The organism is Microbacterium sp. GXF7504, assembly GCF_054798235.1.
This window is the reverse complement of the sequence record NZ_JBSJZI010000001.1, coordinates 506,817-530,820: the sequence shown is the minus strand read 5'-3', so window position 1 is coordinate 530,820 and position 24,004 is coordinate 506,817. Positions and strand designations below refer to the sequence as shown.

21 protein-coding genes are annotated in these 24,004 nt (G+C 71.5%); 12 read left to right on the top strand and 9 right to left on the bottom strand.

Going from position 1 to position 24,004, the window contains the following annotated elements; translation table 11 throughout:
* The first annotated feature begins 54 nt into the window (after positions 1–54).
* The 7 genes from ACWAUO_RS02490 to rocD all read left to right on the top strand — a co-directional run bounded on the left by ACWAUO_RS02490 (position 55) and on the right by rocD (position 8,446).
* Complete coding sequence (locus ACWAUO_RS02490) at positions 55–1,065, top strand: LacI family DNA-binding transcriptional regulator (protein ID WP_460772776.1); 1,011 nt, start codon at positions 55–57, stop codon at positions 1,063–1,065.
* 216 nt (positions 1,066–1,281) lie between these two features.
* The gene (locus tag ACWAUO_RS02485) at positions 1,282–2,613 is read left to right on the top strand and encodes an ABC transporter substrate-binding protein (RefSeq protein ID WP_460772775.1); all 1,332 of its coding nucleotides are present in this window, start codon (positions 1,282–1,284) and stop codon (positions 2,611–2,613) included.
* 55 nt (positions 2,614–2,668) lie between these two features.
* Positions 2,669–3,607, top strand: a complete 939-nt coding sequence (locus ACWAUO_RS02480) for a carbohydrate ABC transporter permease (protein ID WP_460772773.1) — start codon at positions 2,669–2,671, stop codon at positions 3,605–3,607.
* An 8-nt stretch (positions 3,608–3,615) separates the two neighbouring features.
* Positions 3,616–4,554 (top strand): carbohydrate ABC transporter permease, encoded by a 939-nt coding sequence (locus tag ACWAUO_RS02475; protein WP_460772771.1) that lies wholly within the window; start codon positions 3,616–3,618, stop codon positions 4,552–4,554.
* 44 nt (positions 4,555–4,598) lie between these two features.
* A complete protein-coding gene (gene arfA / locus ACWAUO_RS02470) occupies positions 4,599–6,110 on the top strand; it encodes an arabinosylfuranosidase ArfA (protein ID WP_460772770.1) in 1,512 nt (503 codons plus the stop codon).
* 303 nt (positions 6,111–6,413) lie between these two features.
* On the top strand, positions 6,414–7,214 hold the full coding sequence (ddaH, locus tag ACWAUO_RS02465; RefSeq protein ID WP_460773279.1) for a dimethylargininase: 801 nt from the start codon (positions 6,414–6,416) through the stop codon (positions 7,212–7,214).
* A gap of 11 nt (positions 7,215–7,225) precedes the next feature.
* Positions 7,226–8,446: an ornithine--oxo-acid transaminase gene (gene rocD, locus ACWAUO_RS02460; protein ID WP_460772768.1), complete on the top strand. Its 1,221-nt coding sequence runs from the start codon at positions 7,226–7,228 to the stop codon at positions 8,444–8,446.
* Positions 8,447–8,604: 158 nt separating this feature from the next.
* Here rocD and ACWAUO_RS02455 read toward each other — a convergent pair whose 3' ends face one another.
* Positions 8,605–10,197, bottom strand: a complete 1,593-nt coding sequence (locus tag ACWAUO_RS02455) for a molybdopterin-dependent oxidoreductase (RefSeq protein ID WP_460772766.1) — start codon at positions 10,195–10,197, stop codon at positions 8,605–8,607.
* A gap of 201 nt (positions 10,198–10,398) precedes the next feature.
* On the opposite strand from ACWAUO_RS02455, the gene ACWAUO_RS02450 reads away from it, so the two are divergent.
* The 5 genes from ACWAUO_RS02450 to ACWAUO_RS02430 are packed head-to-tail and all read left to right on the top strand — an operon-like array spanning position 10,399 to position 15,469.
* Entirely contained in the window at positions 10,399–10,692 is a 294-nt protein-coding gene (locus ACWAUO_RS02450; protein ID WP_460772764.1) for a putative quinol monooxygenase, read from the top strand.
* A gap of 3 nt (positions 10,693–10,695) precedes the next feature.
* Positions 10,696–11,979 carry an MFS transporter gene (locus tag ACWAUO_RS02445; RefSeq protein WP_460772762.1) on the top strand — a complete coding sequence of 428 codons (1,284 nt, stop codon included), beginning with the start codon at positions 10,696–10,698 and terminating at the stop codon, positions 11,977–11,979.
* A gap of 9 nt (positions 11,980–11,988) precedes the next feature.
* Entirely contained in the window at positions 11,989–13,701 is a 1,713-nt protein-coding gene (locus tag ACWAUO_RS02440; RefSeq protein WP_460772759.1) for a circularly permuted type 2 ATP-grasp protein, read from the top strand.
* A complete protein-coding gene (locus ACWAUO_RS02435; RefSeq protein ID WP_460772757.1) occupies positions 13,692–14,627 on the top strand; it encodes an alpha-E domain-containing protein in 936 nt (311 codons plus the stop codon). Before ACWAUO_RS02440 ends, ACWAUO_RS02435 begins: the two co-directional genes overlap by 10 nt.
* The gene (locus tag ACWAUO_RS02430; RefSeq protein WP_460772755.1) at positions 14,624–15,469 is read left to right on the top strand and encodes a transglutaminase family protein; all 846 of its coding nucleotides are present in this window, start codon (positions 14,624–14,626) and stop codon (positions 15,467–15,469) included. Before ACWAUO_RS02435 ends, ACWAUO_RS02430 begins: the two co-directional genes overlap by 4 nt.
* A gap of 212 nt (positions 15,470–15,681) precedes the next feature.
* On the opposite strand, the gene ACWAUO_RS02425 is transcribed toward ACWAUO_RS02430, so the two are convergent.
* From ACWAUO_RS02425 to ACWAUO_RS02390, 8 genes are all read right to left on the bottom strand, one after another.
* A complete protein-coding gene (locus ACWAUO_RS02425; RefSeq protein ID WP_460772753.1) occupies positions 15,682–15,837 on the bottom strand; it encodes a hypothetical protein in 156 nt (51 codons plus the stop codon).
* Complete coding sequence (locus ACWAUO_RS02420; RefSeq protein WP_460772751.1) at positions 15,834–16,073, bottom strand: hypothetical protein; 240 nt, start codon at positions 16,071–16,073, stop codon at positions 15,834–15,836. The genes ACWAUO_RS02425 and ACWAUO_RS02420 overlap by 4 nt, the downstream gene beginning before the upstream one ends.
* Positions 16,074–16,332: 259 nt before the next feature.
* Positions 16,333–17,682 carry an MFS transporter gene (locus ACWAUO_RS02415; protein ID WP_460773278.1) on the bottom strand — a complete coding sequence of 450 codons (1,350 nt, stop codon included), beginning with the start codon at positions 17,680–17,682 and terminating at the stop codon, positions 16,333–16,335.
* A 2-nt stretch (positions 17,683–17,684) separates the two neighbouring features.
* Positions 17,685–18,113, bottom strand: coding sequence for a MarR family winged helix-turn-helix transcriptional regulator (locus ACWAUO_RS02410; protein WP_460772749.1), 429 nt, complete (start codon positions 18,111–18,113; stop codon positions 17,685–17,687).
* A 114-nt stretch (positions 18,114–18,227) separates the two neighbouring features.
* Positions 18,228–19,616 carry an aspartate aminotransferase family protein gene (locus ACWAUO_RS02405; RefSeq protein ID WP_460772747.1) on the bottom strand — a complete coding sequence of 463 codons (1,389 nt, stop codon included), beginning with the start codon at positions 19,614–19,616 and terminating at the stop codon, positions 18,228–18,230.
* 166 nt (positions 19,617–19,782) lie between these two features.
* Positions 19,783–22,092: a beta-xylosidase/alpha-l-arabinosidase gene (locus ACWAUO_RS02400; protein ID WP_460772745.1), complete on the bottom strand. Its 2,310-nt coding sequence runs from the start codon at positions 22,090–22,092 to the stop codon at positions 19,783–19,785.
* Between the two features lie 4 nt (positions 22,093–22,096).
* Complete coding sequence (locus ACWAUO_RS02395) at positions 22,097–22,978, bottom strand: carbohydrate ABC transporter permease (protein ID WP_460772744.1); 882 nt, start codon at positions 22,976–22,978, stop codon at positions 22,097–22,099.
* Complete coding sequence (locus tag ACWAUO_RS02390) at positions 22,975–23,994, bottom strand: carbohydrate ABC transporter permease (RefSeq protein ID WP_460772742.1); 1,020 nt, start codon at positions 23,992–23,994, stop codon at positions 22,975–22,977. The genes ACWAUO_RS02395 and ACWAUO_RS02390 overlap by 4 nt, the downstream gene beginning before the upstream one ends.
* Between the last annotated feature and the right edge of the window lie 10 nt (positions 23,995–24,004).

Genomic DNA, 24,004 nt, shown 5'->3' with positions numbered 1-24,004 from the left:
CGGAGCGGATGCGGGGGTACAACGTTGTAGGGTGGCGGCACTGGAGGTGGGGCGATGGCGGCGACGCTGCATGACGTGGCGCGGCTCGCCGGCGTGTCCATCAAGACCGTCTCGAACGTCATCAACGACTACCCGCACGTGCGCGCGGCGACCCGGGAGAAGGTCGAGCAGGCGATCGCCGAGCTCGGCTACACGCCGAACCTCACGGCGCGGAACCTGCGCTCCGGGCGCACCGGCGCGATCGCGCTGGCGGTGCCCGACCTGGGCCTCAGCTACTTCGCCGAACTCGCCGCCGACATCATCGAGGCCGCGGAGCGCGCCGGCATGGTGGTGCTCGTCGAACAGACCGGCGGCGACCGCCATCGCGAGCTGGAACTCCTCCGCAGCCCCCGCCTCAAGCTCACCGACGGGCTCATCTTCAGCCCCCTCGGGATGGGGCAGGAGGATGCGGAGCGTCTCGCCGTGCCGTACCCGCTCGTGCTCCTCGGCGAGCGGATCTTCGACGCCCCCGTCGACCACGTGACGATGCGCAACGTCGAGGGCGCGCGCGCCGCGACCGAGTTCCTGCTGGACGCCGGCCGTCGCCGGATCGCCGTCGTCGGCGCGCACGACGGCGAGGTCATCGGCTCCGCCGGGCTCCGCCTGCGCGGCTACCGGGAAGCCCTGGATGCGGCCGGCATCCCGTACGACGACGAACTCGTCGGCTACACCACCCTCTGGCACCGCTCGAACGGCGCCCGGTCGATGCGGGAGCTCCTCGAGCGGGGCGTCGACTTCGACGCCGTGTTCGGCCTGAACGACACGCTCGCCCTCGGTGCGATGCGGGTGCTCCAGGAAGCGGGCCGACGTGTCCCCGAGGACGTCGCGGTCGTCGGATGGGACGGCCTCGACGAGGCGGCGTACTCCATCCCGTCGCTGACCACGGTCGACCCCGGCCGGCCCTGGATCGCGCGGGAATCCGTCCGCATCCTGCAGGAGCGCATCGCCGACCCGGCGTCCGGGCGCACCCCCCGCCTGCACCTCGCCGACTTCCGCATCGAGCACCGCGAGTCCACCGGCGCCTGAACGTTGCGCGTCCACCGGCGCCTGACCCCGGCACCGGTGCGGGCGTCCCGTGCGGGCGTCCGTCACACCTCTTGACAGCGCCCCGTCGCATCCGCATCATGTCATTTACAACGTTTACTTTCCAACGTTGTAAAGACTGATCTCGATGTGGAGCGGACCGCGTCGATGTCGGTCGCTCGAGACAACGCCGTCCGCAGCACGAGAGGAACACAGCCGATGAAGACCAAGGTCCTGTCCGGGGTCGGCGCCGTCGCCGTCACCGCAGCCGCCCTCACCGGATGCAGCGGCGGCGCCGCCGAGGCGTCCTGCACGAACGAGATCCTGCAGCCCGACGCCACCCAGGTGAGCGTCTGGGCCTGGTACCCCGCCTTCGAGCAGGTCGTCGACCTGTTCAACGAATCCCACGACGACGTGCAGATCTGCTGGACGAACGCCGGCCAGGGCAACGACGAGTACACGAAGTTCTCCACCGCGATCGAGTCCGGCAGCGGCGCACCCGACGTCATCATGCTCGAGGCCGAGGTGCTCTCGAGCTTCTCCATCCGCGACGCGCTCGTCGACCTGTCCGAGTACGGCGCCGGCGACGTGAAGGACGACTACACCGAGGGTGCGTGGAAGGACGTCTCCAGCGGCGACGCGGTCTACGCCATCCCGGTCGACGGCGGCCCCATGGGCATGCTCTACCGCCAGGACATCCTCGACCAGTACGGCATCGCCGCCCCCACCACGTGGGACGAGTTCGCGACGGCCGCGCAGCAGCTGAAGGATGCGGGCGCCCCCGGCGTCCTCGCGAACTTCCCGCCGAACGGCCGCGCCTTCACGCAGGCGCTGTTCGCGCAGGCGGGTTCCGTGCCGTTCGCGTACGACAGCGCCGAGCCGCTGGAGATCGGCATCGACGTGAACGACCAGGGCTCGAAGGACGTGCTCGCCTACTGGGAGGACCTCGCCGCGCGCGGGCTCGTCGCGGTCGACGAGGCGTTCACCGCCGACTACAACACCAAGCTCGTCGACGGCAGCTACGCCATCTACGTCGCCGCCGCCTGGGGCCCCGGCTACCTGCAGGGGCTCGAGGGCACCGACGACGCGGCCGTCTGGCGCGCCGCGCCGATCCCGCAGTGGGACACCGCGAACCCGGTCCAGGTGAACTGGGGCGGCTCCACCTTCGCCGTCACCTCGCAGGCGAAGGACAAGGAGGCGGCCGCGGTCGTCGCGAAGGAGATCTTCGGCACCGAGGAGGCGTGGAAGATCGGCATCGAGCAGGCCGCGCTGTTCCCGCTGTGGCGGCCCGTCCTCGAGTCGGACTACTTCCGCGACCTCGAGTACCCGTTCTTCGGCGGGCAGCAGATCAACAAGGACGTGTTCCTCGACGCCGCCGCCGGCTACACCGGCTTCACGTTCAGCCCCTTCCAGAACTACGCCTACGACCAGCTCCAGGAGGAGGTGACCGCGGTCGTCGTCGACGGCGAGAAGGATGCGGCCACCGCCCTCGACGACCTGCAGGCGACGCTCGAGACCTACGCCACCGAGCAGGGCTTCGAGCTGCAGTGACCCGCCGGGACGGGCCGGTCCCACCGGCCCGTCCCGCCCGACGGAAGGCATCCCCATGACCGCTCCCGCAGCGACGGCCGCCCCCGCGGCGGCGCCGCCCGCCCGCAGGCGAGCCAGCGGCATCCGGCGTCGACAGCGCGTCGGCTGGCTGTTCATCACCCCGTTCCTCGTGGTGTTCGCCGCGTTCCTGGTGTTCCCGCTCATCTACGCGTTCGGGATGAGCATGTTCAGCTCGACCCTCGCGACCGGGACGAAGTTCGTCGGCGCGGCGAACTACCTCAAGGCGTTCACCGACCCGCTGTTCCTCGGCGGTCTCGGCCGCGTCGCCCTGTACGCGCTCGTGATGATCCCGGCGCAGCTGCTCGTCGCGCTCGTCGCAGCGCTGCTCCTGGACAGTCTCGCGAGCCGCCTGGCGAAGCTGTCGCGGCTGCTGATCTTCGCGCCGTACGCGATCCCGGTCGTCATCGGCGCACTCATGTGGAGCTTCCTCTACAGCCCGCGGTTCGGCCCGGCCGGCACGATCTTCGGCCTGTTCGGCCTCGACGCGCCGAACTTCCTCGCCAGCGGCACCATCTTCGGCAGCCTGGTGAACGTCGTCACCTGGCAGTGGGCCGGGTACTACATGATCGTCATCTACGCCGCGCTGCGCTCGATCGACCCGGCGATCTACGAGGCCGCGCGGATCGACGGCGCGAACGGCTGGCAGATCGCCACACGCATCAAGGTGCCGATGATCGCGTCCTCGATGATCATGGTCATCACCTTCGCGCTCATCGGGACGCTGCAGTTCTTCACCGAACCCACGGTGCTGCGCTCGATCGCGTCGGGCGCCCTGCCCGCCGACTACACGCCGAACATGTACGCGTTCGCGCTCGCGTTCAGCTACAGCCAGTTCAACTACGCCTCGACGATCGCGTTCTCGCTCGCCGCCGTGGTGTTCGTCGGCTCGTTCCTCTTCCTCTTCCTCACCCGCAAGCAGAACGGACTGAAGTGATGGCCGCCATGCCCACCGCCGCCACCGCGGACCACACGCGGGCCGTCGTCACCGCAGGCGCACGCCCCGACCGGCGCGAGCGCAGCCGGCAGCGCCTTGCCACCCAGGGCGGCCGCCGCATCGGCTCGCACGTGCTGCTGGTCGTGCTCGCTCTGTACTTCGTCATCCCGATCTGGTGGCTCTTCGTCGCCGCGACCAAGAGCACCGGCGGCCTCTTCTCCAGCCCCGCGTTCTGGTTCGACGACCCCGCACAGTTCTTCACGAACGTCGCCGGGCTCTTTCAGCATCAGGGCGGCATCTACTGGCGCTGGCTCGGGAACTCCTTCCTGTACGCGTTCGTCTCCGGCATCGGCGCCACGATCGTCGCGGTGCTCGCCGGCTACGGCTTCGCGATCTACCGGTTCCGGGGCCGCGGGGTCGTGTTCGGGATGATCCTCGGCTCGGTCATGGTGCCGCTGACCGCCCTCGTCATCCCGCAGTTCATGCTGCTCAGCCAGTACGGGCTCATCAACACCGGGTGGGCGGTCATCCTGCCCTCCCTCCTGAACCCGTTCGGCGTGTACCTCATGCGGGTCTACACGCAGGACGCGGTGCCGGACGAACTCCTCGACGCCGCCCGCATCGACGGCGCGGGGGAGTGGCGCACCTTCACCACGATCGTCGTGCCGCTGCTGCGTCCCGCGATCGTGACCGTGCTGCTGCTGTCGATCGTCGGCACCTGGAACAACTTCTTCCTCCCCCTCGCCATGCTCACGAGCCCCGAGACCCTGCCGGTCACGGTCGGCCTCAACCGCTGGCTCGCGCTCTCCAACGCGGGGGCCGGCGGCGAGCAGGTGTGGAACCTCATCACCTCCGGCGCGTTCATCTCCGTCGTGCCGCTCCTCCTGTCGTTCCTGCTCCTGCAGCGCTACTGGCAGGGCGGACTCACCCTCGGCAGCGTCAAGTGACCGCATCCGCCGCCTCCCCGATCCCCACCACAGAAAGCAGTCAGATGCCCAACGCCCACCTCACCGTCGACCCCCGGTTCTCGATCGGGCCCGTCCGTCGCAAGCTGTTCGGCGGGTTCGTCGAGCATCTGGGCCGGCACGTGTACGACGGCATCTACGAACCCGGGCACCCCAGCGCGGACGCCGAGGGCTTCCGCACCGACGTCATCGACCTCGTGCGCGAGCTCGGCGTCGACACGATCCGCTACCCCGGGGGCAACTTCGTCTCCGGCTTCCGGTGGGAGGACTCGGTCGGCCCGAAGGAGCAGCGTCCGCGCCGGCTCGACCTCGCCTGGCACTCGACCGAGACGAACGAGGTCGGTCTCCACGAGTTCTCCTCGTGGCTCGAGAAGGTCGGCAGCGACCTCATGCTCGCCGTGAACCTCGGCACCCGCGGCACGCTCGAGGCGATCGATCTGCTGGAGTACTCGAACATCCGCGGCGGCACGGCGCTCAGCGAGCAGCGCATCCGCAACGGCCGCACCGAGCCGTTCGACGTGCGCATGTGGTGCCTCGGCAACGAGATGGACGGCCCCTGGCAACTCGGCCACCGCTCGGCCGACGACTACGGCAAGATCGCCTCGCAGACGGCGAAGGGGATGCGGCAGCTCGACCCCGACATCCAGCTCGTGGTCTGCGGTTCCTCCAGCGCCCACATGCCGACCTTCGGCGAGTGGGAGCGGGTCGTCCTCTCGCACACGTACGACGACGTCGACCTCATCTCCTGCCACGCGTACTACGAGGAGCGCGGCGGCGACCTCGACAGCTTCCTCGCCTCGCCGGTGGACATGGACCGGTTCATCGAGACCGTGGTCGCCACCGCCGACCACGTGGGTGCGGTGAAGAGCAGCAACAAGCGCATCGACATCTCGTTCGACGAGTGGAACGTCTGGTACATCGAGCGGTTCCACGGCGTCGACAAGATCGAGGGCATCGACAACTGGCCGGTCGCACCGCGGCTGCTCGAGGACGTCTACTCCGTCGCCGACGCGGTGGTCTTCGGCGGGCTGATGATCTCGCTGCTCAAGCACGCTGACCGCGTGGCCAGCGCCTCCCTCGCGCAGCTCGTGAACGTGATCGCCCCGATCATGACCGAGCCGGGCGGCCCGGCATGGCGGCAGACGACGTTCTTCCCGTTCTCGATCACCTCCCGGCTCGCCCGCGGCGAGGCGCTGCGGCTGCCGCTGGAGTCGCCCACCTACACGACCGAGGCGTACGGCGAGGTGCCGCTCGTCGACGCGGTCGCGACCCACGACGCCGAGGCCGGCCGCAGCGCGGTGTTCCTGGTGAACCGCAGCCGCACCGAGCCGCTGACGGTCACGGTCGACGTCGCGGCCCTCGGCGCGGTCGGGGTGCTGGAGTCGCACACCCTCAGCGACGACGACGTGTATGCGAAGAACACGCTGGAGGACCGCGAGCGGGTCGCCCCGCATCCGAACGACTCCGCGAATGTCGCCGACGGCGTGCTCACCGTGACGCTCCCGCCGGTCTCCTGGACCGCGCTCTCGCTCGGCTGACCCGGACACAACTGCGGAGATCCCACCCGACACGCCGGGCCCGTCCGGGCCGCCGACGGCGTGTCGGGGACGATCTCCGCAGTTGTGCACGCGCGGGCGGGTGCCCCGCGGGCGCGACGGATGCGGCGGCGCCGCTGCTCGGACGGTTCCGGACGGTGCGTGACACAATGGATGCGGCGTGCCCGGGCCGCCGGCTTCCCGAAGCTCCGCCGGGCCAAAGGACAGCGTCCGCCGCGTCCCGAAGGAGCCGACTTGTCCGACTCGACAGCCCCCACCCGCGTCCAGCAGCACCGTCGTTACCTGATGTGCCGGCCGGAGCACTTCACGGTCAGCTACACGATCAACCCGTGGATGGAGCCGGCGAACCCGACCGACACCGCCCGCGCCGTCGCCCAGTGGCAGACGCTGTACGACACGTACCTGGAGCTCGGCCATGAGGTCGAGCTCATCGACCCGATCGAGGGTCTGCCCGACATGGTCTACACCGCCAACGGCGGCTTCGTGATCGACGGCGTCGCGTACGGTGCGAAGTTCCGTTTCGACGAGCGCGCGCCCGAGGGGCCGGCCTTCATGCGCTGGTTCGCGGACAACGGCTTCGAGGTCGTCGAGCCGGTCGAGGTGAACGAGGGGGAGGGCGACTTCCTGCTCGTCGGCGACACGATCCTCGCCGGCACCGGCTTCCGCTCCACCGACCACAGCCACCGCGAGGTCGGCGACGTGTTCGGCAAGGACGTCGTCTCGCTGAAGCTCGTCGACCCGCGCTTCTACCACCTCGACACCGCCATCTCCGTGCTCGACCCGGTCGAGGGCGACGGCGGCGTGGAGCACGCGAACATCGCCTACCTGCCGGGCGCGTTCGACGAGGCCGGGCAGCGGATCCTCGCCGAGCGGTTCCCCGACGCCATCCGCGTCTCCGACGCCGACGGCGCGGTGTTCGGCCTGAACTCCGCGAGCGACGGCCGCAACGTTCTCATCTCCCCCCGGGCGACCGGTTTCGCCGCGCAGCTGCGCGAGCGGGGCTACAACCCGGTGCTCGTCGACCTGTCCGAGCTGCTGCTCGGTGGCGGCGGGATCAAGTGCTGCACGCTCGAGCTGCGTCGCTGAAAGGGCCCATCATGACCACCCCGTCCCTGGACACCGCCACCATCGGCATCATCTCGGCCGAGGAGCGTCACCTCGCGCACAACTACCACCCGCTGCCGGTGGTCATCGCGCGCGGTGAGGGCTCCTGGGTCACCGACGTCGAGGGCAAGCGCTACCTCGACCTGCTCTCGGCGTACTCCGCGCTGAACTTCGGCCACCTGCATCCGGCGATCGTGTCGGTCGCGCAGGAGCAGCTCGGCCGCCTCACGCTCACCAGCCGTGCGTACCACAACGACAAGCTGGGGCTGTTCGCCGACGCCCTCGCGGAGCTCTGCGGCAAGGACCTCGTGCTGCCCATGAACACCGGCGCCGAGGCCGTCGAGACCGCGATCAAGACCGCGCGCGCGTGGGCGTACCGCGTGAAGGGCGTGCCGGCGGATGCGGCGAAGATCATCGTCGCCGCGGACAACTTCCACGGCCGCACCACCACGATCGTCGGCTTCAGCGACGACCCGACCGCGCACGACGACTTCGGTCCGTACGGTCCCGGGTTCACGCTCGTGCCGTTCGGCGACGCGGACGCCCTCGAGGCCGCGATCGACGAGCACACCGCCGCCGTGCTCATCGAACCGGTCCAGGGCGAGGCCGGCGTCGTCGTGCCGCCCGAGGGCTACCTCCGCCGGGTGCGCGAGGTGACCGCGGCGCGGAACGTGCTCTTCATCGCCGACGAGGTGCAGTCCGGTCTCGGCCGCACCGGGTACACCTTCGCGTGCGAGCGCGAGGGTGTCGTCCCCGACGTGTACGTGCTCGGCAAGGCCCTGGGCGGCGGCATCCTGCCGGTGTCCGCGATCGCCGCCGACCGCGAGGTGCTCGGGGTCATCCGTCCCGGCGAGCACGGTTCGACCTTCGGCGGCAACCCGCTGGCCGCCGCCGTCGGGCTCCGCGTGGTCGAGATGCTCGCGACGGGCGAGTTCCAGGAGCGCGCCAGGGCACTCGGCGAGCACCTCGAGGCGAAGCTGCAGGCGCTCGTGGGGGAGGGCGTCACCGCCGTCCGCACCGCCGGGCTCTGGGCGGGCGTCGACATCGACCCCGCCGTCGGCACCGGCCGCGAGGTCGCCGAGCGGCTGCTCCGTCGCGGCGTGCTCGTCAAGGACACGCACGGCCAGACGATCCGCATCGCCCCGCCGCTCGTCATCCGCGCGACCGAACTCGACTGGGCCATCGAGCAGCTCCGTCTCGTCCTCCAGGGCTGACCCGGCGGCCGACGCATCCGCCCGACCGCGCATGTCCCAGTTTCTGCCGGTATGGCGTGCGCAAACCGGCAGAAACTGGGACACGTTCTGCAGAAACCGGGACATGCCGGCGGGCCGGGGCGGCGGCCCCGGCGGCGGACGGATGCGGCGGGCCGCGGTCAGCGGACCGTCACGATGACGGTGTGCCAGCCGGTCGCGCCGTCCGGGGCGGGCGGCGCCGTCGCCTGCGTCTGCGTCTCGCCGTCGGCGTTCGTCGCCCGGCAGCGGATCGTGTGGCTTCCCGACGACGCCCGCCACGGCAGCATCCACTGCACCCAGGTGTCGTCCGAGATCGCGGGTGCCAGCGTCGCCTGCTGCCACGGGCCGTCGTCGACCTGCACCTCGACCGCGGCGACACCGACCCGCTGCTGCCAGGCGACCCCCGCGAGCACGGTGTCCCCGGGGTCGATCGTCACCCCGGAGCGCGGCACGTCGATGCGGGACTGGAGTTTGATCGGCCCGCGCTCGGACCAGCCGCGCGTCGTCCAGTAGGCCGTCGCGTCTGCGAAGCGCGTGACCTCCAGGTCGACGACCCACTTCGTCGCGGACACGTAGCCGTACAGCCCCGGCACGACCATGCGCACCGGGAACCCGTGCGCGAACGGCAGCGGCTCGCCGTTCATGCCGACCGCCAGGATCGCCTCACGCCCGTCGGTGAGCGCTTCGAGCGGCGTGCCGGCGGTGAAGCCGTCCTGCGAGGTGGAGAGCACCATGTCGGCGCCCGGGTCGGGTTCGGCGCGGGCGAGGAGCTCGCGGATCGGGTACCCGAGCCAGCGGGCCGTGCCGATGAGGTCGCCGCCGACGGTGTTCGACACGCACGCGAGCGTCGTGATGCTCTCCTCGAGGGGCAGCGCCAGCAGCTCGTCCCAGGTGAGCGTGACCTCGCGGGCGACGAGCCCGTGGATGCGGAGCCGCCACTGCGCGGGATCGATCTGCGGCACGTTCAGCGCGGTGTCGATGCGGTAGAAGTCCGCGTTCGGCGTGAGGAGCGGGGTGATGCCCGGCACGTCGAGTTCGGCACCGGCGGGGATCGTCACGGTGTTTCCCGCGCCCGGGAGCCGGAGGGCGTCGCGCACGGCGGCGACGGCGCGGCTCCCCGCCCGCAGCGCCGTGCCGCCGACCGCGGCGAGCACGCCGATGCCTGCGGCGGCGACCGTCCACACCAGGAAACGTCGCCGGTCGGGATCGTGCGTCCGCGGATCCGTGGCGCGATCGTCCCCGGTCCGATCGTCCGCGTCCGGCTCGCCGCCGGCACCGTCTTCCTCGGGTGCGACCTGCAGGGGTGCGCGCCGCAGGAGCCACCCGAGCGCGAACATCGCGCCCGCCGCGGCGACGACCGGCGAGAGCCACGACAGGAATCCCGCATCCGCGCGCGTCACGGCCGCTGCGACCCCCACGATGCCCACGAGTGCCAGGATGCTGCGCCCCCACGGCGGGCGCAGGCGTTCGACCAGTCCGGCACCGGCGCCCACCAGCAGCAGCACGAGCGCGACGCCCACGATGAGCGCCACCTTGTCGGCGGTGCCGAAGAGGGCGATCGCGGCGTCCTTCGCCCAGGCCGGGGCCGCGTCGATCCCGGCCGCGCCCACGGCGGAGACCGGGCTCGTGCCCGTCACGACCCCGACGAGCTCGCCGAGCCCGCCGCCGAAGACGACGGCGGCGACACCCGCGACGGCGGCGGCGACCGCCCGTGGACGGGCTGCAGGTGGCATGCGGTGATCGTACGCGCCGGAATCGACCTCGAGGCCGGCTTGCCGGGACCACTGTCGCGGCCCGCCCTCCGAGGCGGATCACGCGGGCGTCCTCCCGGGACGCGGAACACCGGTGGCCCGCACGCCCCGCGCCTTCCAGACTCGAAGCGGGCGGCTCGCGCAGTCGGCGCCCGCACGGTCGAGCAGCGAGGGAGGGTCACCGTGACCAAGGTGGCGATCGTGGAGTTCCGCATCCGTCCCGAGAAGCTCGGGGAGGCCAAGGAGCTCTTCACCCGGATGCTGGAGACCTCCGGCGCGTTCGACGGCTGCGAGCGACTCGACTGGCTGGTCGACCGCGACGACCCGACCTCGTGGACGCTGTACGAGCACTGGTCGTCGTGGGAGGCGGAGCAGGCCTACCGCGACTTCCGCGCCACGACGGGTGCCGTGCCCGAACTGGGCGGACTGCTCGCCGGGCCCCCGCGACTGGTGCGGCTGGAGCCGATCGAGCGCTGATCCGTGGCGGTCACTGCGCGGACGGCGGCGACGAGGAGACTGACACCGGGCCTGCTGGTGCTCCTCGGGGCGTTCATGACGGTGAACCCCCTCACCGCGAGCACGTACCTGCCCGCGCTCGGGAACCTCGTCGCGGACCTCGGCGCGACCCTCGCCGGCGGACAGCTGGTCTACGCCGGGTTCCTCATCGGCGTCGCGGGCGGGCAACTCCTGGTCGGGCCGATCTCGGATGCGTACGGGCGCCGCGTCGTCCTGCTCGGCGGACTGGGCATCCTGGCGGTGACGGGCGTCGCCGCCACCCTCGCGCCGAGCATCGAGCTGCTCGTGTCGGCCAGGGTCGCGCAGGGCCTCGGCACGGCCGGGGTCGTCGTGGTGTCCCGCGCGGTGGTGGCCGACACCGCCCAGGGCAAGGCCGCGGCGCGCGCGTACAGCATCCTCATGGGCATCGTCGCGGCCGGACCCTTCGCCGCGCCGCTGCTCGGCACCCTGGCACTCGACCTCGGCGGCTGGCGCGCGGTGTTCGTCCTCCTCACCGTGCTGTCGGTCGTCGCCTTCGTGGTGGCCTGGCTGGCCGTGCCGGAGACTCTCACCCGCGAACGCCGATCGGCGCTGCGGTTCACGACCGTCGCGGGCAACTCCCTCCGGTTCCTCCGGGACCGCGCCTTCATGGGCAGTGCGCTCGCGATGGGGTTCGCGTTCGCGGGGATGTCGGTGCACTCGGCGGCCTCGTCGTTCATCGCGCAGGACATCCTCGGCACCGGGCCGTGGGGCTTCGCGGTGCTGTACGCGGCGTACGCCGGCGCGATCCTCATCGGCGGTTTCGTGAACGCGTTCATCGCGGGCCGGGTCGGGCCCGTCCTCGCCGGCGCCGGTGCGCAGACGGTCGCGATCGCCGCGGGCGTGGTGCTGGTGTGGTTCGCCTGGTTCGGGCCGTTCACGCTCGCGACCTACGTGCCGACGATCATCGTCGGCGCTGCGGCCGCGTCCGCGATGCTGTCGAACTTCAGCTCGCTCACCATGGCGCGGGCGGGGTTCGCCGCCGCATCCGGGGCCGCGCTCATGGGGGCGCTGCAGTACGGCCTGGCCGCGGGTCTCGCCCCGCTCGGCGGGATGTTCGGCCCCGGCACCGCGGTCCCCGCCGCGGCCGGGATGCTGGCATGCCTCGTCATCGCGGTGCTCTGCGCCGCGTACGCCCACCACGCCGCACGCACGAGGGGAGACCACCCCCGGATATCGCGGACCCGCGCGGGACACAAGCGAAACACCGGTGCAACACCCCGTGCGTAGGGTTGTGGCATGGGTGACCTCTTCGAGGGCTACGGCTCCGCGCTCGGGAAACGCAAGACCCCGCAGGGGCTGCCGCCGTTCGACGAGATGTTCGGCGCGGAGATCGGGTCCGGCGACTCGGTGGCCTCCCGCGACGCGTACCGCGAGCTGTACCAGGCGCTCGCGAAGATGACCCAGGAGGAGCTGCGCGGACGCACCGAGTCGCTCGCCAGCTCCTACCTCGCCCAGGGCGTCACCTTCGACTTCGCCGGCGAGGAGCGGCCGTTCCCGCTCGACGCCGTGCCGCGCGTCATCGACTACGCCGAGTGGAGCGAGATCGAAGCCGGTGTGAAGCAGCGCGTCCGCGCGCTGGAGGCGTTCCTCGACGACGCGTACGGGCGCCAGAACTGCGTGCGCGACGGGGTCGTGCCTGCCCGGCTCATCGCCTCGAGCCAGTACTACTACCGGCAGGCGGTCGGCATCCACTCGGCCAACGGGGTCCGCATCCAGGTGTCGGGCATCGACCTCATCCGCGACGAGCACGGGAAGATGCGCGTGCTCGAGGACAACGTGCGGGTGCCCTCGGGTGTCAGCTACGTCATCTCGAACCGCCGCGTCATGGCGCAGACGCTGCCGGAGCTCTTCGTCTCCATGCGGGTGCGGCCGGTCGGCGACTACCCGAACAAGCTGCTCGCCGCCCTCCGGGCGTCCGCCCCGCCCGGCGTCGACGACCCCAACGTCGTCGTGCTCACGCCGGGCGTCTACAACTCCGCGTACTTCGAGCACACGCTCCTCGCCCGCCTCATGGGCGTCGAACTCGTCGAAGGGCGCGACCTGCTGTGCTCGGGCGGGCGGGTGTTCATGCGCACCACCCGCGGCCCGAAGCGCGTCGACGTCATCTACCGCCGCGTGGACGACGACTTCCTCGACCCGCTGCAGTTCCGCGCCGACTCGATGCTCGGTTCCCCCGGACTCATGCTCGCGGCGCGCATGGGCAACGTCACGATCGCGAACGCGGTCGGCAACGGCGTCGCCGACGACAAGCTGCTCTACACCTACACGCCCGACCTCATCCGCTACTACCTGTCGGAGGAGCCGATCCTGCCCATCGTCGACACCTGGCGCCTGGAGGAGCCGGACGCGCTCGAGGAGGTGCTCGACCGGCTCGACGAACTCGTGGTGAAGCCCGTCGACGGCTCGGGCGGCAAGGGCCTGGTCGTCGGACCCGACGCGTCGCGGGCCGAACTCGACGAGCTGCGCACCAAGCTCCGCGCCGACCCGCGCGGCTGGATCGCGCAGCCGGTCGTCATGCTCTCCACGATCCCCACGCTCGTGGAGGACGGGATGCGGCCGCGCCACGCCGACCTCCGGCCCTTCGCGGTCAACGACGGCGACGACATCTGGGTGCTCCCCGGCGGCCTCACCCGCGTCGCCCTCCCCGAGGGGCAGCTCGTCGTGAACTCCAGCCAGGGCGGCGGCTCGAAGGACACCTGGGTCGTCGGCGGCGCCGCACCCGGCCACGTCGAGTACGGCCAGGGGCACGGGCTCGCCGGCCTCGTCGCCGACCAGGCGTCGACCATCACGCAGGCGATCCCGATCATCACCGACGCCGCATCCGAGCCCGAGCCCGAGCCCGAGGAGGTCTCGCACGCGCCGCAGGAGCGGCCCCGCAGCCGCTCCGAGCAGCAGGAGCAGCAACAGCAGCAGCGCACGCGGCCGGAGGGAGGTGCGGCATGCTCCTGAGTCGCATCGCCGAATCGCTCTTCTGGATCGGCCGGTACATCGAGCGCAGCGACGGCACCGCCCGCATCCTCGACGTGCACCTGCAGCTCCTCCTCGAAGACCCGTGGATCGACGAGGACACCGCCTGCCGGTCGCTCCTGGCCGTCATGGGGTCCGCGCCGATCGAGGACGACCGTCAGGTCTCACGGCAGGACGTGCTCTCCCGCCTCGCGGTCGACCGCACGAACCCGTCGAGCATCGTCTACTCGCTCACGGCGGCCCGCGAGAACGCGCGCCGGGCCCGCGAGATCGTGTCCACCGAGCTGTGGGAGTGCCTCAACACGACCAGCACCCGCATGCCGCGCCGACTGCAACTCGAGAAGGTGCACGACTTCTTCCAGTGGGTGCGCGAACGCGCCGCGCTCGCCGTCGGCGTCGTCGACAGCTCCACCAGCCGCGACGAGGCCTGGCAGTTCTTCACCCTCGGCCGGTCGATCGAACGCGCCGACATGACCGCGCGCCTGCTCGCCACCCGGTCGCTCACCGAGGCCTCCGGCCCGAGCTGGACCACGATCCTGCGCTCCTGCGGCGCGTACGAGGCGTACGTCCGCACCTACCGCGGCATGCCGAGCGCGCGCAACGCCGCGGAGTTCCTGCTGCTCGACCGGCTCTTCCCCCGCTCGATCATCCACTCCATCTCGGTCGCGGAGGACTGCATCGGCGCGATCGACCCGACGGTCGACCGGGTCGGGCACTCGAACCAGGTGCGGCGGGCGCTCGGCCGCATCCGGAACGACCTGGAGTACCTGCCGATCAGCGAGATCCTCGAGGAGCTGCCCACCCACATGCTGCGGGTGCAGAAGGTGACGCGGGAGGCGTCGGACGCGATCCGGCAGCGGTTCTTCCCGACGCAGGCCGAACCCACCTGGATCGGGGAGATCTCATGAAGCGCCTCCGCATCGAGCACGAGACCGGGTTCGTCTACGAGCACGACGTCGCGGCGTCGTACAACGAGGCCCGGATGCTGCCGGGCACCACCGACAGCCAGTTCGTGCTGAGCTCGTCGCTGGACATCGAGCCGTCGACGTCGGTGAACAGCTACGTCGACTCCTTCGGCACCCGGGTGAGCTCGTTCGACGTGCTCTCGCCCCATCGGGAGCTGCGGATCACGGCGCGCTCGCTCGTCGAGGTGCGCCCGCGGCCGATCGTGCACTCCGGCATCACCTGGGACCGGCTCGCCGCCGAGGCGGCCCGGTCGGTGTCGACCGTGGAGCACCTGTCGCAGACCGCGCGGACCCTGCCGCATCCGGAGGTCGTCGAGATCGCCCGCGCGATCGCCGAACGGCACGACGACCCGGGGCCCGCCGCGCACGACGTGTGCCTCGCGATCGGGCAGGCGGTCGAGTACGTGACCGGTGTCACCGGCGTGCACTCGACGGCGGCCGACGCGTGGGAAGCCCGCAAGGGCGTGTGCCAGGACATGGCGCACATCGCGATCGGGGCGCTCCGTGCGATCGGGATCCCGGCGCGGTACGTGTCCGGCTACCTGCACCCCAGTCCGAACCCCGAGATCGGGGTGCCGGTGGAGGGTGAGTCGCACGCCTGGGTCGAGTGGTTCGCGGGCGAGTGGACCGGGTTCGACCCCACGAACAACACCGAGATCGGCGACCGCCACGTGCTCGTCGGCCGCGGCCGCGACTACACCGACGTGCCGCCGCTGCGCGGGGTCTACAGCGGCGGCGCCAAAGCCGCGCTGCAGGTGAAGGTCACCATCACCCGCGAGGCCTGACCCGCGCCGGGCGCCCCGCGGTGCGCGACGCGGTTGCGCTGCGCGGTTGCGCGACGCGGTTGCGCTGCCCGGTTGCGCGACCCACCCCCTTTTCTGCGAGCCACCCCTCTTCCTGCAGCAGAAAGAGGGGTGGCTCGCAGGAAGAGGGGTGGCTCGGCGGGATGCCGCGCGTGCTGCGCGGACGCGCGTGCGCGCGTGCGCGGGCGAGCGGGTCAGTCGGCGCGCGGGGCGTCGGGCGGGGGCTCCGGCAGCGGTGGGGCGTCGGGGGACGGGACGCCCTTCGGGGCCGGCGGCAGGTGCTCGCCCTCGCCGGCCGCGATGCGGGTGAGGTCCTCCGCATCCAGCCGGTGATGCTCGTGCCCGCTCATGCGTCGCCCTGTTCCTCCGCGCCCTGGGCCTGCGAGGAGGCGATCTCGTCCGCGTCGGCGTTGGGGCCGGCCGTGGTCTCGGCGTCGGCGAGCGTCGCCTCGCCGTTGCTGCCGGTGTCGGCGTGCTGTTCCGCGGATGCGGCGGCCTCGCGCACCTCGTCGGTCACCGCGTCGGTGGGCGGGGCGTCGTCGGGGCGGGCGTCGTCGTCGTGGCGGGACTGCGCTGCGTCGCTCATGGGGGATCCTTTCGTCCCCGCCATCCTCGGTCGCGGCGGGCGCCGGCACGAGAGGCTGGACACGCGTCGCCCGAGCGGATAGCCCCCACCGAAGCCACCGGCGACCCACTGTCGCCGCGCGCTGCCGCATCCGGGCCGCCCGCCCGTCCGCCCGCATCCTCCGCCGAGCCACCCCGCAATCTGCGACCCACCCCTCTTCCTGCAGGAGAAAGAGGGGTGGGTCGCAGGAAGAGGGGTGGGTCGGCGATGGGGAAGGGGGTCAGCGGGCGCGGGCGCGGGCGTCCGCGTCCTCGTCCACGGTGGGGACGGGGCTCGTCGCGGCGGCGATCTCGTCGCTGAACTCCTCCGGCGCGGGGCGGACGACGCGCACCGGGACGGTCTCGTCGACCGCCAGCCGGAACCTGCTCGTCGGATGCCGGCGCACGCGGCCGCTCGCCAGCATCCAGGTGAGCCCGATCGCGCAGGCGAGCAGGCCCGCGACCGCGCCCAGCACGATCGCCGCGCGGGGGCCGAAGGCGTCCACGACCCAGCCGGCGATCGGGGCACCGATCGGGGTCGACCCCATGATGACGGCCATGTACAGCGCCAGCACCCGGCCGCGGACGGCGGGGTCGGTCGTGGTCTGCACGTAGCCGTTCGCGGTCGTGAGCATCGTCGTGGTGGCGTAGCCGACGAAGACGAGCAGCGCCGCGTACAGCGCGTAGGTGGGCATCGCGGCCGAGACGAGGGAGGCCACGCCGAAACCGCCGACCGCGAGGATCACGACCCGGATCTTCGCCCGGTCGCGCCGCGCCGCCATGAGCGCGCCGGCGAGCGAACCCACCGCCAGCGTCGAGCTCAGCAGTCCGTACCCGTCGGCCTGCTGGCCGAACTCGAGCGCCATCGTCGAGGCGAAGATGGGGAAGTTCATGCCGAACGCGCCGACGAGGAACACCATCACGAACGTGACCATGAGGTCGGGCCGTTTCGCCACGTACCGGAAGCCGTCCGCGAGGCGTGCCGCCCCGGTGCGCCGCACCCGCGGGACGAGCTCGTCCCGCCGCATGACGTTCAGCGCCACGAGGAGCGCGAGGAACGTCACCGCGTTGATGAGGAACACCCAGCCGGTGCCGACGAGCACGATGAGCACACCGCCGATGGCGGGGCCCAGCAGCCGGGCCGTGTTGAACGACGCGGCGTTCAGCGCGACGGCGTTCGAGGCGTCCTGCTGACTCACCACGTCGGTGACGAACGCCTGGCGTGCCGGGGCGTCGAAGGCGTTCGCGACGCCGAACGCGGCGGCGAACGCGAACATGAGCGGCAGCGTCATGACGCCGGTCAGCAGCAGGATGCCGGCGGCCACCGCCAGCAGCATGAGCGCGGACTGCGTCGCCATGAGGAGCTTCCGGCGGTCGAACCGGTCGGCGACCCAGCCGGTCACGCTCACCAGCACGAGCGGGGGACCGAACTGCAGCGCCATCGTGACGCCCATCGCGGTGGCGTCGTTGTCGGTGAGTTCGGTGAGGACCACCCAGTCCTGGGCTGTCGCCTGCATCCACCCGCCGATGTTGGAGACGAGCGCACCGACGAACCAGATGCGGAAGTTGAACAGGCGCAGGGAACGGAACATGCTCATCGCTCGGCCACCTGTCGCATGACGGGCACGGCGGCGACGAGCGCGCTGCGCTGCGCAGGCGTGAGCTCGGCGAGGGCGTCCTCCAGCCAGGCGTCGCGCCGGCGCTGGGTCTCCTCCATGAGTCGGCGGCCGGCGTCGGTCACCTCGATGAGCACACGGCGGCGGTCCTCCGCATCCGGGGTGCGGGTGATGTACCCGGCCTCCTCGAGGCAGTTCACGGTGCGGTTCATCGAGGGCGGGGTCACGCGCTCGCCGTCGGCGAGCTCGCCGAGGGTGCGCAGGCCGCCCCAGAGGAGGGCCGCGAGCACGGCGAGCTGGCTGTCGGTGACGGTGTCGACGACGCGCTGGGCACGGAGTCGGCGGCCGAGGCGGAAGGTCGCGAGGCGGAGGTCGGCGGCGAGGGTCGGTGAGTCGGCTGCATCCATATGTTTCGTTAGCCTAACAAACGAACCTGAACGCCGCCGGAACCGCGAGTGGGCAGTCGCGGCGGGTGTTCCGGTGCCGGAACCCGCCACGAGTGCCCACTCGTGCGAGGTCGCTTACAGGCGCGACCAGGCCTCCGTCAGGACGCCGCGGAGGATCTGCTCGATCTCGGTGAACTCCTTCGGGCCGATCGTGAGCGGCGGCGCCAGCTGGATCACCGGGTCGCCGCGGTCGTCGGCGCGGCAGTACAGGCCGGCGTCGAACAGCGCCTTCGACAGGAAGCCGCGCAGCAGCCGCTCGGCCTCGTCGTCGTCGAAGGTCTCCTTCGTGGCCTTGTCCTTCACCATCTCGATGCCGAAGAAGTAGCCGTCGCCGCGCACGTCGCCGACGATCGGGAGGTCCTTCAGCTTCTCCAGCTCCGCGCGGAACAGCGGCGAGTTCTCGCGGACGTGCTCGTTGAGCCCCTCCTCCTCGAAGATGTCGAGGTTCGCGAGCGCGACGGCGGCCGAGACCGGGTGCCCGCCGAACGTGTAGCCGTGGTAGAACGTCGTCTCACCGGTGCGGAACGGCTCGTACAGGCGGTCGCTGATGATGGTCGCGCCGATCGGCGAGTACCCGCTGGTCATGCCCTTCGCGCACGTGATCATGTCGGGCACGTAGCCGTAGGCGTCGCACGCGAACATGTGGCCGATGCGGCCGAAGGCGCAGATGACCTCGTCCGAGACGAGCAGCACGTCGTACTTGTCGCAGATCTCGCGGACGCGCTGGAAGTAGCCGGGCGGGGGCGGGAAGCATCCGCCCGAGTTCTGCACCGGCTCGAGGAAGACCGCGGCGACCGTGTCGGGGCCCTCGAACTGGATCATCTGCTCGATGCGGTCGGCCGCCCAGACGCCGAACTGCTCGGGGTCGGTGGGGGCGCCCATCTCCTCGGCGCGGTAGATGTTCGTGTTCGGCACGCGGAAGCCGCCCGGGGTGACCGGCTCGAACATCTCCTTGATGGCCGGGATGCCGGTGATCGCCAGGGCGCCCTGCGGGGTGCCGTGGTAGGCCACCGAGCGCGAGATCACCTTGTGCTTGCCGGGCTTGCCCTGCAGCTTCCAGTAGTACTTCGCGAGCTTGAAGGCGGTCTCGACCGCCTCGCCGCCGCCGGTGGAGAAGAACACCTTGTTCAGGTCGCCCGGTGCGTAGTCGGCGAGCCGGTCGGCGAGTTCGATCGCGGCCGGGTGGGCGTAGGACCACAGCGGGAAGAACGCGAGCTGCTCGGCCTGCTTCGCGGCGACCTCGGCGAGGCGCTTGCGGCCGTGACCGGCGTTGACGACGAACAGGCCGGCGAGGCCGTCGAAGTACTCGCGGCCGCGGTCGTCCCAGATGCGGTGTCCCTCGCCGCGGACGATGACCGGCACGCCGTCGCGTTCCAGCGTCGACTGGCGGGAGAAGTGCATCCAAAGGTGCTCGCGCGCCTTGGTCTGGAGGGCTTGGTGGTCGTAGGTCGGGTCGGTGGACATCGGTATCACCCCTTCGCGCCCGAGACTACTGCACCGGATGGAGTTTCTGCACCATCCGGACGGTACCCCGGGTGCGCCGAGACCACACCCATCCCGCGAGACCACATGCAACTGGATGTGGTCTCGCGCGGAAGGCGTGGTCTCGGCGAGGGACAGGGGAGGGGGGTCAGGATGCGGCGGGGGCGTCGATCGAGACGGCGACCGTCCGCGGTTCGTCACCGGTGACCTCGTGCACGGCGCCGGTGAAGGTCACCACGGCCTCGGTCTCGCGCACGTCGCACGAGGGGCCGACCCACAGCTCCACGGCGCCCGGCTCGACGATGCGGCGGAGGTCGCGGCCGGTGAACGCGAACCGGGACGCGGGCACCTCGAACACGACCTCGCGCTCCTCGCCGGGGGCGAGCTCCACGCGTGCGTAGCCGATGAGCTGCGCGACCGGCCTGGTGACCGAGGCCACGGTGTCGTGTGCGTACAGCTGCACGACGTCGGCGCCGGCGCGCTCGCCGGTGTTCCGCACCCGCACCCGCGCGGTGAGCGGCTCGCCGGCAGGCACCTCGGCCGGGACGTCCAGGTCGCTGCGGACGAACGACGTGTACGACAGCCCGAACCCGAACGGGCGCACCGGGGTGCTGTCGGCGCTCGTGATCTCGTGCGCGCCGCCGAGCACCGGATGCAGGTAGGAGAACGGCTGCGCCCCGGCCGAGCGGGGGAGCGAGACCGGGAGCCGCCCCGAGGGGGTGGCGTCCCCGGCGAGGAGGGCCGCCAAGGCAGTGGCGCCCTCCTCGCCGGGGAAGAAGGACTGCAGCGCCGCCGAGACCGGCGCCGCACCGTCGAGCGCCCAGCCGATCGCGTAGGGGCGGCCGGTGAGCAGGACCAGCACCACCGGGGTGCCGGTCGCGACGACCGCCTCGACGAGCTCGCGCTGCACGCCGGGCAGCTCCAGCGACTCCACGTCGTTGCCCTCGCCCACGGTGCCGCGGCCGAACAGGCCCGCACGGTCGCCGACGGCGACGATCGCGACGTCGGCCTCCCGGGCCGCGGCGACCGCCGCGTCGAACCCGGATCGGTCGTCGCCCTCGGCCTCGCAGCCGACGGCATGGGTGATCGCCGCATCCGGGAACCGTGCCGTGAGCGCCTCGCGCAGGGTGGGGATCTCGAACCCGAACGGTGTGCCCGGGTGGTGCGCGAGCACGTGGTTCGCGAACGAATAGCAGCCCATGAGCGCCTCGGCGCTGTCGGCGTTCGGGCCGATGAGGGCCAGGCGGGCGGGCGCGGCGAGCGGGAGCACCCCGTCGTTGCGCACGAGCACGACCGACTCCTCGGCGAGGCGCCGGGCGAGCGCGCGGTGCGCGGGGGAGTCGAGGTCGACGGCGGGCGGGGCGGTGTCGAAGTCGGCGTCGAAGAGGCCGAGCTCCTCCTTCTGCGCGAGCACGCGCGCGACCGCGCGGTCGACGAGCTGCTCCGGCACCCGGCCGTCACGGACGAGCTCGGCGAGCGCCGGGTACGCGTCGGCGCCGGGCAGCTCCACGTCGATGCCGGCGGTGAGCGCCAGCGCGGCCGCGTCGCCGCGGTCGGCGGCGATCCGGTGCATGGTCTCGAGGAACGCGACCGAGAAGTAGTCCGAGACGACGACGCCGTCGAAGCCCCAGGTGTCGCGCAGCAGCTCGGTGAGCAGCTCGGATGCGGCCGCCACCGGCACGCCGTCGATCTCGGCGTACGAGTTCATCACCGAGCGGGCGCCGCCGTCGCGGACGGCCATCTCGAACGGCGGCAGGAAGACGTCCTGCAGCTCCCGGCGTCCCACGTGCGCGGGGGCGTGGTTGCGGCCCGCCTGCGACGCGGAGTAGCCGACGAAGTGCTTCAGCGTCGCGTGCACGCCGGCGTCCTGCAGGCCGCGGACGTACGCGGTGCCGACCGTGCCCACGACGTACGGGTCCTCCGCGATGCACTCGTCGACCCGGCCCCAGCGCGGGTCGCGGATGACGTCGAGCACCGGGGCCAGGCCCTGGTGCACGCCGAGGTCGCGCATGGACCCGCCGATCGCACGGCCGACCTCCTCGACGAGCGCCGGGTCGAACGAGGCGCCCCACGCGAGCGGGGTCGGGAACGTCGCGGCCTGCCAGGCGGCGAGGCCGGTCAGGCACTCCTCGTGCACGAGCGCGGGGATGCCGAGCCGGGTCTGGTCGCGGAGGCGGCGCTGCTGCGCCCACAGCCACTCGGCGCGCTCGGCCGGGTCGACCGGGCGGGTGCCGTAGACCCGGGTGAGGTGTCCGATGCCGTGGGCGGTCGCATCCTCGTACCGGTCGGAGGTCGCCATCTCGCCCGCCATGGGCGCGACGACCTCGCCGCCCTGGTCGACCCAGAAGCCGACGAGCTGCGCGAGCTTCTCCTCGAGGGTCATGCGGCCGAGCAGGTCTGCGACCCGGGGGGAGGAGACGGGCACCGCCTGCTGCGGTGCGCGGTGGTCGATGGTCACGGGGTCAGCCCTTCACGGCGCCGGTCAGACCGCCCACGATGCGTCGTTCGAACAGGCTGAAGAACACGAGCGCGGGGATCATGGACAGCGAGGTGAACGCGAGCACCTTGGCGGTGTCGACGGAGTACTGGGAGGCGAACGCCTGCGTGCCGAGCGGCAGCGTGAACGACGCCTCGTTGTTGAGGATGAACAGGGGGAGCATGTAGGAGTTCCAGCTGTTGACGAACGCCAGGATGCCGACGGTGATGACGGCGGGCAGCGACAGCGGGAGCACCATGCGCCAGAAGAAGCCGAGCCGGCTGCATCCGTCGATGGATGCGGCCTCCTGCAGCTCGTTCGGGATGGCGCCGAGGAACGGCACCAGGATGATGATCGTCATCGGGAGCGCGAACGCGATCTGCGGCACGATGACGCCCGCGAGCGAGTTCATGAGGCCGAGGTCGCGCACCAGGATGTACAGCGGCGTGATCGCGACGGTCATCGGGAACATCAGTCCCGCGGTGAACAGGGCGTAGACGGCGCCGCGACCGCGGAAGTGGTAGCGCGAGAGGGCGAACGCCGCCATGAGGCCGAGGGCCACGACGAACGCGGTGGTGGCCAGGCCCGCGACGGCGGAGTTGCCCGCCATCCGCCAGAACGCGGGGTTCACCAGCACGTCGACGTAGTTGCTCCACTGCCACGCGACCGGGAAGCCCGACGGGTCGACCGTGATCTCCGAATTCGTGCGGAACCCGCCGAGGATGATGTAGACCACCGGCGCGAGCATCGCGATGATCAGCAGGACGGCGACCGCGTAGACCGCGAGGTCGGGGCCCCGGCGACGGCCGGCCGCGGCGCGCTTCGGCGTGCGGGTGCCCGGTGCGACGAGCGTCATGGTCGCGCTCACTTGACACCTCCGGTGACGGCGCCGGCGGTGTCGCGGCGCAGGACGTAGCGCTGATAGAGCAGCGCGATGATGAGGGAGATGAGGAACATCACGACGGCGACGGCGCTGCCGTAGCCGAAGCTGCCGGCGTTGCGGCCGTTGGCGACCATGTAGGTGGCCATGGTCGAGGTGCCGGCGGTGGAGGCCACGTACTGGCCCCAGATGATCCACACCAGGTCGAACAGCTGCAGCGAGCCGATGATCGACAGGAACGCCCAGATGCGGATGGTCGGTCCCATGAGCGGCAGCACGATGTGCCGCTGGATCTGCCAGTAGGACGCGCCGTCGATCGCGGCCGCCTCCGACAGCTCCTCCGGGATGCCCTGGAGACCTGCGAGGAAGAGGATGACGGCGAAGCCGACGTACTTCCAGGTGATGATCACCATGAGGGTCCAGATGGCCACCGACGGGTCGGACAGCCAGTCGGCGCGGAACATGCCGAGCCCGAGTTTCTCCAGCATCCCGTTCAGCGCGCCGTTCGACTGGAGCATGAGGCTCCATCCGAGGCCGACGACGACCTCGGAGATGACGTACGGCACGAAGATGAGCACCCGGATGACGGATTGGAACCGGAGCTTGCGGTTCAGCAGGAGGGCCAGGCCGAGGGCGAGCGGTCCCTGCAGCACGAGGGAGAACACGAGGATGAAGGCGTTGTGGCCCAGCGCCTCGTGGAAGTCGGGGTCGGTGAGGATCGTGATGTAGTTGCGCAGTCCCACGAAGTCGGTCGGCGTGCCGTAGCCGGACCAGCTGAAGAACCCGTAGAACGCGGCCATGATCACCGGGAAGATCACGAACCCGACGAACACGATCAGGGCGGGGCCGAGGAGGATGAGCAGCTCGGCCCTGGCGGCCCAGTTCCGGCGGCGCCGGCTCTGGACGGGGCGCCCGGCCGGGGGCGGTGTGGTGCCGCCTCCGGCCGGGGCCGGGCTCCCGGTCACGTCCACGCCAGGCTCGGTGAATTCGCGTACGGAAGCCATCGACGTCCTC

What these genes read in the sequence shown, in the direction of transcription:
- rocD (WP_460772768.1), top strand. Translation starts at nt 7,226, where the DNA reads ATGACCACCCCGTCCCTGGACACCGCCACCATCGGCATCATCTCGGCC.
- ACWAUO_RS02475 (WP_460772771.1), top strand. Translation starts at nt 3,616, where the DNA reads ATGCCCACCGCCGCCACCGCGGACCACACGCGGGCCGTCGTCACCGCA.
- ACWAUO_RS02415 (WP_460773278.1), bottom strand. Translation starts at nt 17,682, where the DNA reads ATGTTCCGTTCCCTGCGCCTGTTCAACTTCCGCATCTGGTTCGTCGGT.
- ACWAUO_RS02480 (WP_460772773.1), top strand. Translation starts at nt 2,669, where the DNA reads ATGACCGCTCCCGCAGCGACGGCCGCCCCCGCGGCGGCGCCGCCCGCC.
- ACWAUO_RS02405 (WP_460772747.1), bottom strand. Translation starts at nt 19,616, where the DNA reads ATGTCCACCGACCCGACCTACGACCACCAAGCCCTCCAGACCAAGGCG.
- ACWAUO_RS02490 (WP_460772776.1), top strand. Translation starts at nt 55, where the DNA reads ATGGCGGCGACGCTGCATGACGTGGCGCGGCTCGCCGGCGTGTCCATC.
- ACWAUO_RS02435 (WP_460772757.1), top strand. Translation starts at nt 13,692, where the DNA reads ATGCTCCTGAGTCGCATCGCCGAATCGCTCTTCTGGATCGGCCGGTAC.
- arfA (WP_460772770.1), top strand. Translation starts at nt 4,599, where the DNA reads ATGCCCAACGCCCACCTCACCGTCGACCCCCGGTTCTCGATCGGGCCC.
- ACWAUO_RS02410 (WP_460772749.1), bottom strand. Translation starts at nt 18,113, where the DNA reads ATGGATGCAGCCGACTCACCGACCCTCGCCGCCGACCTCCGCCTCGCG.
- ACWAUO_RS02440 (WP_460772759.1), top strand. Translation starts at nt 11,989, where the DNA reads ATGGGTGACCTCTTCGAGGGCTACGGCTCCGCGCTCGGGAAACGCAAG.
- ddaH (WP_460773279.1), top strand. Translation starts at nt 6,414, where the DNA reads ATGTGCCGGCCGGAGCACTTCACGGTCAGCTACACGATCAACCCGTGG.
- ACWAUO_RS02390 (WP_460772742.1), bottom strand. Translation starts at nt 23,994, where the DNA reads ATGGCTTCCGTACGCGAATTCACCGAGCCTGGCGTGGACGTGACCGGG.
- ACWAUO_RS02420 (WP_460772751.1), bottom strand. Translation starts at nt 16,073, where the DNA reads ATGAGCGACGCAGCGCAGTCCCGCCACGACGACGACGCCCGCCCCGAC.
- ACWAUO_RS02485 (WP_460772775.1), top strand. Translation starts at nt 1,282, where the DNA reads ATGAAGACCAAGGTCCTGTCCGGGGTCGGCGCCGTCGCCGTCACCGCA.
- ACWAUO_RS02430 (WP_460772755.1), top strand. Translation starts at nt 14,624, where the DNA reads ATGAAGCGCCTCCGCATCGAGCACGAGACCGGGTTCGTCTACGAGCAC.
- ACWAUO_RS02455 (WP_460772766.1), bottom strand. Translation starts at nt 10,197, where the DNA reads ATGCCACCTGCAGCCCGTCCACGGGCGGTCGCCGCCGCCGTCGCGGGT.
- ACWAUO_RS02425 (WP_460772753.1), bottom strand. Translation starts at nt 15,837, where the DNA reads ATGAGCGGGCACGAGCATCACCGGCTGGATGCGGAGGACCTCACCCGC.